The 13,120-nt window shown below is 35.8% G+C and carries 15 protein-coding genes; 11 read left to right on the forward strand and 4 right to left on the reverse strand.

What is annotated here, in order from left to right; translation table 11 throughout:
• Nucleotides 1-64: 64 nt before the first annotated feature.
• The 4 genes from AAEU33_RS05885 to AAEU33_RS05900 all read right to left on the reverse strand — a co-directional run bounded on the left by AAEU33_RS05885 (nucleotide 65) and on the right by AAEU33_RS05900 (nucleotide 2,478).
• Complete coding sequence (locus tag AAEU33_RS05885) at nucleotides 65-673, reverse strand: DUF4126 domain-containing protein (RefSeq protein ID WP_345991378.1); 609 nt, start codon at nucleotides 671-673, stop codon at nucleotides 65-67.
• An 83-nt stretch (nucleotides 674-756) separates the two neighbouring features.
• On the reverse strand, nucleotides 757-1,131 hold the full coding sequence (gene rnpA / locus AAEU33_RS05890; protein WP_345991379.1) for a ribonuclease P protein component: 375 nt from the start codon (nucleotides 1,129-1,131) through the stop codon (nucleotides 757-759).
• Nucleotides 1,131-1,856, reverse strand: coding sequence for a tRNA threonylcarbamoyladenosine dehydratase (locus AAEU33_RS05895; RefSeq protein ID WP_273650114.1), 726 nt, complete (start codon nucleotides 1,854-1,856; stop codon nucleotides 1,131-1,133). Before AAEU33_RS05895 ends, rnpA begins: the two co-directional genes overlap by 1 nt.
• Nucleotides 1,849-2,478, reverse strand: coding sequence for a TatD family hydrolase (locus AAEU33_RS05900; protein ID WP_345991382.1), 630 nt, complete (start codon nucleotides 2,476-2,478; stop codon nucleotides 1,849-1,851). Before AAEU33_RS05900 ends, AAEU33_RS05895 begins: the two co-directional genes overlap by 8 nt.
• A gap of 95 nt (nucleotides 2,479-2,573) precedes the next feature.
• Here AAEU33_RS05900 and AAEU33_RS05905 point away from each other — a divergent pair, with 95 nt between their 5' ends.
• The 11 genes from AAEU33_RS05905 to AAEU33_RS05955 all read left to right on the forward strand — a co-directional run bounded on the left by AAEU33_RS05905 (nucleotide 2,574) and on the right by AAEU33_RS05955 (nucleotide 13,109).
• Complete coding sequence (locus AAEU33_RS05905; RefSeq protein ID WP_172281374.1) at nucleotides 2,574-3,203, forward strand: TetR family transcriptional regulator; 630 nt, start codon at nucleotides 2,574-2,576, stop codon at nucleotides 3,201-3,203.
• Nucleotides 3,204-3,301: 98 nt separating this feature from the next.
• Nucleotides 3,302-4,297, forward strand: coding sequence for an outer membrane protein assembly factor BamD (bamD, locus tag AAEU33_RS05910; protein ID WP_172281372.1), 996 nt, complete (start codon nucleotides 3,302-3,304; stop codon nucleotides 4,295-4,297).
• 41 nt (nucleotides 4,298-4,338) lie between these two features.
• Nucleotides 4,339-4,662, forward strand: a complete 324-nt coding sequence (locus tag AAEU33_RS05915) for a DNA-directed RNA polymerase subunit omega (RefSeq protein ID WP_034681463.1) — start codon at nucleotides 4,339-4,341, stop codon at nucleotides 4,660-4,662.
• 122 nt (nucleotides 4,663-4,784) lie between these two features.
• Nucleotides 4,785-5,990 (forward strand): bifunctional phosphopantothenoylcysteine decarboxylase/phosphopantothenate--cysteine ligase CoaBC, encoded by a 1,206-nt coding sequence (coaBC, locus tag AAEU33_RS05920; RefSeq protein ID WP_345991385.1) that lies wholly within the window; start codon nucleotides 4,785-4,787, stop codon nucleotides 5,988-5,990.
• 36 nt (nucleotides 5,991-6,026) lie between these two features.
• On the forward strand, nucleotides 6,027-6,932 hold the full coding sequence (locus tag AAEU33_RS05925) for a DUF4835 family protein (protein ID WP_172281366.1): 906 nt from the start codon (nucleotides 6,027-6,029) through the stop codon (nucleotides 6,930-6,932).
• A gap of 73 nt (nucleotides 6,933-7,005) precedes the next feature.
• Complete coding sequence (locus tag AAEU33_RS05930; protein ID WP_345991387.1) at nucleotides 7,006-8,655, forward strand: DNA repair protein RecN; 1,650 nt, start codon at nucleotides 7,006-7,008, stop codon at nucleotides 8,653-8,655.
• 48 nt (nucleotides 8,656-8,703) lie between these two features.
• Nucleotides 8,704-10,170 carry a DUF5687 family protein gene (locus AAEU33_RS05935; RefSeq protein WP_345991389.1) on the forward strand — a complete coding sequence of 489 codons (1,467 nt, stop codon included), beginning with the start codon at nucleotides 8,704-8,706 and terminating at the stop codon, nucleotides 10,168-10,170.
• Between the two features lie 4 nt (nucleotides 10,171-10,174).
• Nucleotides 10,175-10,882, forward strand: coding sequence for an ABC transporter ATP-binding protein (locus tag AAEU33_RS05940; RefSeq protein ID WP_273650103.1), 708 nt, complete (start codon nucleotides 10,175-10,177; stop codon nucleotides 10,880-10,882).
• Between the two features lie 24 nt (nucleotides 10,883-10,906).
• Nucleotides 10,907-11,842, forward strand: coding sequence for a Dyp-type peroxidase (locus AAEU33_RS05945; protein WP_345991391.1), 936 nt, complete (start codon nucleotides 10,907-10,909; stop codon nucleotides 11,840-11,842).
• A gap of 105 nt (nucleotides 11,843-11,947) precedes the next feature.
• Nucleotides 11,948-12,508: an RNA polymerase sigma factor gene (locus tag AAEU33_RS05950; protein ID WP_345991394.1), complete on the forward strand. Its 561-nt coding sequence runs from the start codon at nucleotides 11,948-11,950 to the stop codon at nucleotides 12,506-12,508.
• Nucleotides 12,495-13,109, forward strand: a complete 615-nt coding sequence (locus tag AAEU33_RS05955; protein ID WP_345991396.1) for a hypothetical protein — start codon at nucleotides 12,495-12,497, stop codon at nucleotides 13,107-13,109. Before AAEU33_RS05950 ends, AAEU33_RS05955 begins: the two co-directional genes overlap by 14 nt.
• The last annotated feature ends 11 nt before the right edge of the window (nucleotides 13,110-13,120 follow it).

The raw sequence follows: 13,120 nt of genomic DNA on the forward strand, positions 1-13,120 counted from the left end.
TATAAAACAGTTCGTTCGAATAAAAATACAGAAGGCTGAATTCATATTCAGCCTTCTGTATTTTTTATACTTTATCAATAGTCTGTTTACTGCGTTTTAATTTTTGCCAGGCCTTACGTCCCACAACAATTACCATAATTACTAAAATAACAGCCAGTATAGCCGCAATAACAGGAACGGCCATGGCCAGAACGGACATAATTCCTGCTCCTGCTGTTTCAGTGGTCCCTACAATAGAATTGCCTAAGCCTCCTGTGGTGGCTGTGGAGGCAGCCCTGATTCCTGCAAATCCGGAACTGATTGTTGCGGCAGTTCCGCCTCCGGCAATAATAGCCAATGCCCATTGCGGAAATGTTCCAAAATCGGCAAACTGGCTTGCAAAAAGGATGGATCCTGCAATAGTTGCCAATGGAACAGACAGTGTATCCAGCAGATGATCAATAAATGGAATATAATAGGTTAAAATTTCTGCGATCGTAGCAATGCCTGTTGTAATAAGCGTTGGGAGCCCGGCAAGCCATTCAAATTGATCATTCATAGGGATCCAGTGTAAGTAGGATGCCAGGCTTACGGCAAACAGAGGAAGGAATACCCTGAAGCCTGTTGCTGCGGACAGGCCAATGCCAATGAATGCACTTAATACATAAGGGAGATAGGGAATATTGTCTAACATATTAATTTTCAAATTGGTTGTGTTCCCTAAAGTTACAAAAACTATTGTAAGCTTATCTGAAAATTACAGACAATATGAGGAGTTTACTGTTTTTTCTGAGCCTGGCATAGTTTGATGAACTGGGCTTCTACATCCTGGAACTTTTGCGGAAGTTCAGGGGAGATCCAAAAAAGCATGGCCATCGTCTTTTCTCCAAAAGATTCTTTAAAAAGATCTTTATGTAAGCGATAGCATTCTCTCAATAATCTTTTGATCCGGTTTCTGTGAACTGCTTTTTTAAAATACCTTTTAGATACGGAAACCCCGAATTTAGAAACTTCAACAGGTAAATTGGGTTTGTCCTTAAGTAAAATAATTCTCAGATTCCCATGGGTTCTCCATTTACCTTTTTCGAAAAGCAAGGTGATTTCAATGGTCTTTTTGAGTTTTTCCTCCTTTGGGTATCTGAAATTCTGCATTAGCCTTTTTTTACTAAATGATTAATAACTTCCGCCGCTGCATACAATCCAAAAATGGCTGGTATATAGCTGATAGTCCCATAAAAAGACCTTTTGTAATTTGTTCCATCTGTCATTTTCAAACTTTCTTCATTTTGAAGTTCATTAGAGAAAACACAACGGATGCCTTTATTTATTTTTTCCTTTTTAAGCCTTTTTCTAACCTGCTTGGCCAGATAACAGTTGTGGGTTTTGCTGATGTCTCTCACCATTACTTTGCTTGGATCTGTTTTTCCACCCGCTCCCATAGAACTTACGATCTTAATTTTTCTTCTTCTTGCAGCAATTAACAATGTAAGCTTTGGAGTTACGCTATCAATACAATCGAGAATATAATCAAATTTGTTTTCATCAAGGATCTGATCCATTCTTTCAGGATTTAAAAACTCATTGATAGTTATTAAATTAAGTTTTGGGTTAATATCTAAGAGTCTTTCAGCAACGATTTCAACCTTGTGCTTTCCGATAGTAGAATGTAATGCCGGTAATTGTCTGTTAATGTTTGTGATATCTACCGTATCGCCATCTACAATCGTCATATTTCCGACCCCGGATCTTGCTAAAAATTCAGCGGCAAACGAGCCTACTCCACCTAATCCTACTACAAGAACAGTCGCTTTATTCAACTTTTCGAGTCCTTCTTCCTTAATAAGAAGCTCTGTTCTTTCCAACCAATACTTATCCATTTTTTATCGTCTCTAAATTTTCTAAAATTTGTTTGTTTAAGTTTTCCCGAGAAATACCTTTTATTTCCGAAACTTTGCTGTACAATAACTCAATATTAAAATCATCGTTATCGGTTTCTAAAAAGATTTTATCTAAAGCAGTAATTTTCAAAATATTTTGCAAAGATAAATTATACAAAACAGCTTTTCCAAAACTCAAATAGAAATTATTCTTTAGGAGATCTTCAGCGATGCTTTGTTTTTTATTAAAACCATGAATAATCATAGGCTGTTCTGCCTTTTTTTTAAATGAAATGACTTCGTAGAATTTTCGGACACAATGAATAACCATCGGCTTTTTTAATTCATTCGCCAATTTGATCTGTCTTAAAAATACACTTTCCTGGATTTTCATATCAACCGGAACAAGGCTGTCAAGGCCACATTCTCCTATAGTAAGGCAATTGTCATGAATTACGGAATCCAACCAGTTGAACTGCACCTCAATCTTGTCCGGATCAATATCTTTTGGATGAATACCCGCAGAATAAAATATACTGGGTATAGTATCTCCGATATCCAGATTATAGATACCGTCGCAGACATTTTTTTTATGATGGTGAAAATCAAAAAATTCCATCATCAAAAATACTATAATTTGGAATTAATTTAAAATTCTTAAACAAACGTTTATAAATATGTTAAAAATTTCTTAACTTTACTCAAAAGCGACACTTTATGAAAAAAAAATTTACCGAAAAACAGATCCATATTTTGGATATTGCGGAGGAGCTTATTGCGAAAAAAGGGTATGAAGGAACATCGGTAAGAGACATTTGCTCTAAAGCAAACATTAATGTAGCCATGATCTCTTATTATTTTGGGTCCAAGGAAAAAATGATGTCTTACCTCTATCAGTACAGAGTGCTAAAGACCAGAGAAAATTTTTCGGAATTTGCTGATACCATTAAAGACGGTAAACCAGAGATGCAGATGAAAGAAATTATAAAATATATTGTATCACAATTATTTAAATATAATTATTTTCATGGCTTTGTTACTCAGGAGCTTCGACATACGGATAACCTGAAAGTTGAATTGCTGGATTTTTATCAGCTTTTTGTAAAAAAACTGGATGAGGTGATCAAAAAAGGAGTTGCGTCCGGAGTTTTTACATTTACTCCTAAGCCAGAAGATATCCTTACAACGATTCTGGGTTCCACATTATTTGTCATTAGAAATAAAAATTTCTATGAGCTATATGTGCCGAGTAAAAATGAGGAAGCTTATGCTAAAGAAGCGGAGAAAAAAATCAGAATGAACCTTTTATTGAGTGTTTTTGCAATATTAGGATACGCTGCAGACTAAAATTACGTTAAATAATCATAAAAAAAAATCTATTGATAAAAAAGTTATATTTTTGCAAATTAATAGATTGGAATAATCCAATAACGGTTGAATTTTTTATGAAAAAATATATTTTAGGTCTTTTTGCCATAGCTGTAATTTCATCATGCGCGAGTCAGCAGGAAAAAGCATTGAAAAGTGCTGATAAAGCCTTCATCTTAAAAGCAGCTAATGAAAATTTTGCTAAAAAGAAATGGAAAAACGCTTTGGCTCTTTATGACAGGCTTGCTAACCTAGTTGCAGGGACTGATGACTTTCCGAATGTTGGATTTAATACGGCTTATGCAAACTACTATGATAAGAACTATAAGTTGGCAGGACACCAGTTCAAAAACTTTGCAGTAAGTTTTCCAAAAGACCCGAGAGCTGAGGAAGCAGCGTATATGTCTGCACTATGTTACTATGAAGGATCTATGGATTACAACCTGGATCAGTCAAGTACTGAGTTGGCAGTCAATGAATTACAAGACTTCCTTAACAACTATCCAAATTCTGAAAGATCTAAAAATATCAACCAGCTTATTGATGAGCTGACTTATAAACTGGAATTTAAATCCTACGAAAACGCAAGACAATACTATAAAATGGGTGATTATAAATCAGCCACTGTTGCCTTGGAAAACGTATTGGAAGATTTTCCAAGTACAAAGCTTCGTCCGAAAATCTATGATTATATGATGAAGTCCCGTTATCTACTTGCACAGAATTCGGTATACGGACTTAAAGAAGAACGTATTGAAAGTGCAATAGCATTCACAAGGCAGGTAGAAAAAGAGCTTCCGAACACAGAATATTCTAAAACAGCAGTAGATCTTAGAGAGAAGCTGGATAAAGAAAAGCAAAACTTTGCAGTTGTTAAGAAGCAGACAGAAGCCAGATTGGCAACATTAACAGCAAGGCAAAAGAAAGAAGCTGAGAAGCTGGAAGCACGAACAAAGACCGATCAGCAGATCAAAGATCAGGTCGCTACAGAAAAGAAAGCATTGCAGATTCAGAGGGATAGTGCTGCGTTACAAACACCTCCTCCGGCTGCCACTTTCAAAATCAAAAGATAATTCGTAAATTTGCCACCTTATAAATAAATAATTTTCTCAAAATGAGTGTAAAAGATACAAAAGCAGAAGTAAATACAATTACTTACGATAAAGACAAGATTGAAGATAAAGTAGGTTCAATCTATGAAGCTATTGTTATCATGGGAAAGAGAGCAGAGCAGATTAATGCAGAAATTCGTACTGAATTGCATAATAAATTAGATGAATTTGCTGTTCACAATTCTACATTGGAAGAGGTTTTCGAAAACAGAGAGCAGATTGAGATCTCCAAACATTACGAAAAACTTCCAAAACCAACTTCTATTGCAATTGAAGAATGGTTGAACGAAGACGTGTACTTCAGAAAAACTGAAGAAAGAAAATAAAAATCATTTGTATTTTTTATAAATGAAGGTCATAAGGGAATAATTTCTTTATGACCTTTGTCGTTTGTAAACCTGTTGTGGGAAAAAATAAGTAATTTAGTGTTTTAAAAAATTAAAACTAAATGAGTGTTTCCGGAAAAAAGATTCTTATTGCCGTTTCTGGAGGAATTGCTGCTTACAAAATTCACTTTTTGATAAGAGACTTTATAAAAAATGGTGCGGAAGTGCAGGTTATTATGACACCTGATGCCGAACATTTTGTTACCAAACTAAGCCTTTCTACATTATCCAGGAAGCCTGTATTTACTGATTTTTATAATGAAAATGGGAGCTGGAACAGCCATGTTGAATTGGGATTGTGGGCGGATGTAATGATCGTTGCTCCCTGCACTGCAAATACGTTGGCCAAAATGACCCATGGAATGTGTGATAATCTGGTGCTGGCTACGTATATGTCTGCGAAATGCCCAGTTTTTATTGCCCCTGCAATGGATCTTGATATGTACGACCACCCAACTACAAAACAAAACTTGGAACTGGCTGAGGATTTCGGACACTTTGTTATTCCGGCAGAAAGCGGAGAGCTTGCAAGTGGTTTAGTGGGTCAGGGAAGAATGGCGGAACCTGACACTATTTTCAAAACCGTTGATAACTTTTTTGCTGCAGCCGGTGACAACACAATTTTCAAAGGAAAAACAGTTTTGATCACGGCAGGTCCTACCTATGAAGCTATTGATCCTGTCCGGTTTATAGGAAATCATTCTTCCGGTAAAATGGGGTTTTCATTGGCTGAAGAAGCCGCGAAGAGAGGTGCTAAAGTGATTCTTGTATCCGGTCCAAGTTCTCAGGTTATCCACTCCCCTAATATAGAGCTGCATAAAGTGGTTTCCGCGAAAGAAATGCTTGATAAAGTATTTGAATTTTATGAAAATGCAGACATTGCGATAGCAAGTGCTGCTGTAGCGGATTATGCCCCGAAAGAGGTCGCCAGCGAGAAAATCAAAAAGAACGATGAAAATCTTACAATAGAATTGGTGAAAAATCCAGATATCCTTAAAACGATGGGAGAGAAGAAAACTCGTCAGTTTTTGGTTGGGTTTGCTCTGGAAACTCAGAATGAAGAGGAAAATGCTAAAGGAAAACTGGAGAAGAAGAATCTTGATATGATTGTGCTCAATTCACTTCGTGATCCGGGGGCAGGGTTTAAAAATGACACGAATAAAATAAGGATATTTACCAAAACAGAGAGGAAAGAATTTGATTTGAAATCAAAAGAGGATGTAGCCAAAGATATTCTGAATTTCGTTGAGGATCAACTTTTAAAATAATTTTAATAAATTTCCGTTCTCAATTTTTAATAGATAATGAAAAAACTAATAGGTTTATTTTTACTGCTCTTCATATATAACGTCAGCTTTTCTCAGGAATTACTGTCTACCGTGCAGGTAAATTCCCAACAGTTGGGAGGAAGTAACCAGCAGGCGTTTAAAACGTTGGAAAAAAGTCTTAAAGATTTTATTAATAATACCAGCTGGACGGGAAAAAAGCTTCAGAATTTTGAAAAAATAAAATCCAATTTTGCGATTGTATTAACTTCCAAAGATGGAAACAAATATGGGGGAAATATTGTTGTTCAGGCAGTTCGCCCCGTTTATAATTCGAATTACGAATCTCCGCTCATCAACTTGCAGGATACCAATTTCGAATTTGAATATGTTGAAAATGAAAACCTGATATTCAACGAAAGGCAATTCTCAGGTAAAAATCTTATTGATGTTATCAGTTTCTATGTATATCTTGTTTTAGGTTATGATGCCGATAGCTTTCAATCAATGGGAGGGACACAATGGTTTGCGAAAGCACAGCAAATCGCGCAGAATGCACAAAACAGAGGATACAAAGGCTGGGCACAGATCGGAAGTGAGGGGCCAAGAACCAGAGGTGTTCTGATCAGTCAGCTAACAGGTCCTAACTTAAGTCAGTTGCGCTCCATATACTATACTTACCACAGAGCCGGATTAGATAACTTATACAACCAGGATCAGACACAGCCTAAGAAAATTATATACGATGCACTGATGCAATTGAAAACGTATGAAAATAGTTTCCAGCAGAATTATGCATTGAATCTTTTCCTTGAAGTAAAGAATGATGAAATTTTTAATATTTTCAACTCTAACAACAACGGAGGAATAGTTTTAAATGATCTTAAGCAGATGATGATGGTTTTTGCACCTAAGTTTAATGATAAATGGAATAAGTGGAAATAAATTTTAAGAACATAAATATCTTGAATTCTTAATTCTAAAATTTATATTTGCAGTACTAATCTGCTGGAAATTTATGCTTTCGAAAATCTTTATTAAAAACTTTGCTTTAATCGATACTCTTGAAGTTTCTTTGCACAACGGATTGCAGGTGATTACCGGTGAAACGGGTGCTGGGAAATCGATCATACTGGGTGCTTTGAGGCTTATTTTAGGAGAAAGAGCAGATCTGAAATCTATTTCTAAAACAGAAGAAAAAAGTATTGTAGAAACCGAATTTTCTCTGGATAACCAGTTTAAAAAATTCTTTATAGAGAACGATCTGGATTATGAGCATCAGACCATTATCAGAAGAGAAATCCTGCCATCCGGAAAGTCGAGGGCTTTCATTAATGATGTTCCTGTGACTTTGGATGTTTTAAAAGAACTTTCTTCCCAGCTGATTGATATTCATTCCCAATTTGAAACTTCCAATCTATTTACCTCGGAATATCAGTTTAAAATCATAGACGGACTTTCTGAAAACAAACAGCTGATTTCAGATTATCAATACGAGTTTTTAGAATTTCAAAGCTTAAAAGCACAACTTAAAAAACTGCAAATTCAGCTTTTTGAAAACAACAAAGAAAGTGATTACAAATTATTTTTACTGAATGAGCTGGAAGATCTGAAACTGGATGATATTGATTATGAAGAATTACAAAGCCAGCTTTCGATTCAGGAAAATGCGGAAATGATTTCTGATAATCTTGTTCAGATTTTATCAAGATTTCATCAGGAAGAAATAGGGATTTTATCCTTTTTTAATGAAGCTAAAAATAAGCTTTCAAAAATTGCAGATATTTCGCATAGCTTTTCTGAACTCGATAGAAGGCTTGATGAATCATTCGTGGAAATAAAAGATATCATCTCGGAGCTTGAAAATGAATCTGAAAAAATTGAAATCAATCCTGAAAATCTGGCATTGCTTTCTGAACTTAATAACAAGCTGAATGCATTGCTTTTAAAGCACAATGTTGCAGATGTCAGCGAATTGAAAGAAATCAGGGATCAGCTTGCAGGTGAACAAAAAGGAGCGTCCGAACTGGAAGGCCTGATCAGTGAAATTAAGGAAGATATATTAAAGAAAGAAAAATCGCTTCTATCCCTTTCTGAAAAACTTTCCAAGAACAGGAAAAAAAGTATTCCTGTATTTATCAAAAAAGCAGAAGAGCTTTTAAAGAAATTAGGACTTGAAAAAGCAAAAGTAGATATAGAGCTAGAGACAGTACCGGATTTTAATGCTTTTGGTAAAGAAAATATCCAGCTTTTATTTCAGGCTAATTCAGGATTTCCTTTACGTCCTATTCAGACGGCTATTTCCGGAGGGGAAAGATCAAGGGTGATGCTTGCTGTAAAAAAGATTATTGCCGAAAGTGATGATCTTCCTACGCTTATCCTAGATGAGATCGATACCGGAGTTTCTGGAAAAGTTGCTGAAGAGATAGGAAATCTGATGCGGGAAATGTCAAAAGACATGCAGCTCATTGTGATTTCTCATTTGGCACAAGTAGCGGCCAAAGGAAATAATAATTACAAAGTGGTAAAGCAGGATGTTGCAGGAAGGACACAATCTACAATTATCCCGTTAAATGAAGATGAAAAGCTAAATGAAATTGCCCAATTGCTTTCTGGAAGTAAGATTACCGAAGCGGCTTTAGCACAGGCCAAAGAGCTTATAGGCTGAGTTTTGTAACATTTTTTACATTATATTTACTAATGTAAAAAAAAGGTTATGTTTTTAAAATTCCTCAGGTTAGAAATCAAGAGTTTTTTTCGTGGTACTTCCGTTGGGATTAACATGGCAATGAAGATCCTTCGTTTTATGGGGATTCTTTATTTTATGGCATGTTTAGCAGGTGGAGCATTCGCAGCTTTCTTTTATGTACAGGAAGAGCTTCATCAGGATCCCTTAAAAATAGTTTCAAGATTTTTAATTATAGGATGGATTATCGACCTTGCTGCCAAATACATCTGGCAGGAAATGCCTACTCAGAACATCAAGCCCTTTCTTACCCTGAATATTTCAAAGAAAACATTGGTTAATTATATGCTGGTAAAGACATTTCTGTCTGCATTCAGCTGGTTTAATTCTCTTTTCCTGATCACCTTTTCTTTGATCGCCTTATTCAATGGATACGGGTTTTTAGAAATTTTTGGGTGGTTCATAGGGGTCTCTTCTCTTTTTTACCTAAATAATTTTATTAATATATTTTTCAATGATAAAGAAAAGGTTGCCATTGCAGTAGCGATTGTTTTTGGAGCTTTTGCTTTGTTGAACTATTACCAGATTATTCCTGTTTTATCTTATTCAGAAACGGTGTTTTATAGCTTTTATGAAAAACCGTATTATGCAGTAATCGCCTTTGTTTTGTTTCTAGTATTGTGGTGGTTATGCTTTAATCATATCCGTAGGGAATTTTATCTTGATCAGGGACTTGAAGCTAAAAAAACGATTGGTAAAACAGAAAATATCGCCTTTTTGAATAAGTATGGCGCATTAGGAACTTTTATTAATAATGACGTAAAAATGCTCAGACGAAATAAGGTAACAAAAGGTATTTTATTGGGAAGTTTCTTTTTTGTTTTTTATGGTCTTCTGATGCTGGTCTCTCCGGTATATAAGACTCCGGCTATGATGATGTTTATGGGATTGTTTGTAACTGGAGGCTTTCAATTTTTATTTGGACAGAGAGTTCCTGCATTCGACAGTTCTTATTATCCGTTGATGATGACCTTAAATGTGCCCTATAAAGAATATCTTAAAGCCAAATGGTGGCTCATGAATATTATAACCTCTCTGTCAATGGTGCTTGCAGCATTTTATGTGTATTTCGGATGGGAAATATATATCACCTTTTTAGCGGCAGGCCTATATAATATGGGAGTTAACTCACAATTTACATTATGGTCAGGAGCGTTTAATAAAACGCAGATCGATCTTAATTCAAAGGAAAAAAGAATCGGCCAAAAAAATAGTTTTAATTTAAAAGCAATGTTATTGCTGATACCTAAAATGTTGTTGCCCATGGCTGTTTTTGCTATCTCTAAATATTCTTTCGGGATCACAGGAGGCGTAATCAGCATTGCAGTTTTAGGCGTGATTGGCTTCTTGTTCAGAGAAAAGATCTTTGATATCATTGTCAGGCACTATAAAAGAGAAAAATACAGTACACTAGAGGCATTTAAAAATAAAGATTAACAGAATGATCACAATACATAATTTATCCAAAACATACGGTACAGCTACTGTTCTAAACATTGAAAACCTTGAAATCCCTCAGGGAGAAACTTTTGGGCTGGTTGGAAATAATGGTGCAGGGAAAACGACACTCTTCAGTCTGATGCTGGATCTTATTCAGCCGACAACAGGCTTTGTGAGCATTGATGGTATCAAAGTAAACGAATCTGAAGCATGGAAAAGTAAAGTTTCTGCGTTTGTAGATGATACGTTTTTAATTGGCTATCTGACACCCGAAGAGTACTTCTATTTTATCGGTGAACTGCGCGGGCAAAACAAAGCCTCTGTAGATGAGTTTTTAAAACCGTTTTATGATTTGTTTAATGGAGAAATCCTTAACTCCGGTAAATATGTCCGGGATCTGTCAAAGGGTAATCAGAAAAAAGTGGGAATCGTGGGAGCGATTATCGGAAGCCCGGAGATCATTATTTTGGATGAACCATTTGCCAACCTGGATCCTTCAACCCAAATAAAGCTTAAAAATCTGATCAAAGAACTCTCCAAGCAAGAAGGAGTTACTTTTTTGATATCCAGTCACGATTTATCGCATACAACCGAAGTGTGCAACAGGATTGTGGTGGTTAATAAAGGAAAGATGGTTAAAGACATTCAGACTAATCCGGAGACGCTGCGTGATCTTGAGCAGTACTTTGCGGATCAGGTTTCCCTATAATTTTAATTTAAAAACAAAATACAAATGAATCAAGAGTCTCAGAACGTTACTGATTATCCTAACAGTAACACTATTTTTATGGTGTGGAAGCTACATGAGGGGCCCCAATTGAAAAAAATATTTCAGCAACTATGCGCTTTGGTTTTAAATCTTAACAATTCTGTTTTCAACAGATTTCCGGATAGCAGAGCAAGCTGTATTATGGCGATTGGATATGAAGCATGGAAAAAACTGGATCTCCCAACACCACTTCCTAAAGAATTAGCCAATTTCGAAGAAATAAAAGGGGTAAAACATACTGCTGTTGCTACTCCCGGCGACCTGCATTTTCACTTAAGGGCAGATAATAAAAGTATTTGCTTTGATATGGCCATTGAGATATCAAAATTATTAAGCTCCGTTGCTGAAAGTATATTGGAAATTCATGGATTTAAATATTGGGATGCCAGGTCAATTTTAGGGTTTGTAGATGGAACCGAAAATCCGCACGGAGAAGACCGTGATTATTTTGCAAAAGTAGGAGACGAAGATTTAGCCTATAAAGGGGGAAGCTATCTTTTTGTTCAGAAGTACCTTCACAATATGGATGCATGGAAAGGACTTTCGACTGACGAACAGGAAAAAGTGATCGGAAGGTCAAAGGAAAATGACATTGAGATGTCTGATTCCGTAAAACCATCTAATTCCCACATTGCTTTAGCCAATATTGAAGGTGAAAATGGTGAAGAATTAAAAATCGTTAGAGATAACATGCCATTTGGGAATCCATCAGCCAATGAATTCGGAACTTATTTTATCGCATATGCAAGCACCTTTACAACAGTGAAAAAAATGCTTACCAACATGTTTATTGGCGATCCGGCAGGGAATTATGACAGGATTTTAGATTTTAGCACCGCTAAAACAGGGACATTATTCTTTGCTCCGACCCGAGACATGCTGGACGACTTTTCGGGATAAAATACGGATCAACTGTTATAATATTTATCGATTAAAATAAAAAAAATATTTTTTTGTGTAACCTTTTTGAAATCCTGTTGTCTTTAAAGTAGAAACTAATCTTAAATGAAACTTTTGTTTGGAAATAAAAAAGAGGATTTGCTTAGTCGCCTGAAAAAACAGGATGCGGCTGCCCAGAAATTCTTTTATGATCAAAATGTAAAAAAATTTCTGAGTGTAAGCAAAAGCTACGTCAGTGATCTGTATCAGGCAGAAGATTGCCTTATCAGAGCATTTTGTAAGATTTTTCAACATATTGAAAGTTTCAGAGGAGATGGCAACCTTGAGGGATGGGCAAGAAGGATTGTTGTTAATGAATGTTTAAACTTTATCAAAAGCCGTAAAACCGTTTTTTACCTCGATGAAATCAACCAACCTTTCATGGATGAAAGCAATGAAGAGGAGCTAGTATTTGATTTTAATGCCCAGGAGCTCTTGGATCAGTTGCCGGATGCATATAAAATGGTTTTTAACCTTTATGTTTTGGAAGGATACTCTCATCAGGAGATTGCCGATACACTACAGATCTCCATAGCCATGAGCAAGACGCAATTATTCAGAGCAAAAGAGAGATTAAGAAAGATTTACTTTCAACAACAAAAAACACTAAAAAATGAACACTATTAAAAATAATTTTGAAAATCAGATCAGAAAACAAATTGAAGAAAGAGAAATAAATCCTTCCAGAGATTTGTGGTCTGAAATTCAGAATCACACACAGAATAATCGTCCAAAATCAAAACTTAACTGGTTATTGGTTGCAGCGTGTCTTATTTTGCTTTTCAGTTTAGGCTCAGTTCTGGTATTTTACAATAAACAAAAGCCTTCAGAAGTTCAGATTACGGAAGGAAAAACCTCTTCCGGTGCAAAGAAAGTGATAAGAGAAGTGGTAAAAGAATCTCCGGCAATGGTGCTACAGGATGTAAAAAAGAAGGATGAGACAAAGAATACTGAACCATCTGAGAATTTAGGGGCCCCTGAGGCAGTTGTATCAAGAGATAACAAAAAATTACCGGTCATTAAAGAAAACACTTCTGAGTTAGTACCTGTTATTATAGAAACACCTCCTGCCAAAATTATTGCACAGACGGATTCTGCAAAGGTACCGGCTGGCAGGAAAAGATATGTTGACCCCTCAACATTGCTTTTTTCGGTTGAACATAAAGATGCCATTGAAAAGACCAAAGGCAAAAGTAATGTTGCGACTATCGATCTGAACGGCAAATAATAATTTTAACG

This window comes from Chryseobacterium sp. Chry.R1 (genome assembly GCF_039645525.1).
Taxonomy (GTDB): Bacteria; Bacteroidota; Bacteroidia; order Flavobacteriales; family Weeksellaceae; genus Chryseobacterium; species Chryseobacterium proteolyticum.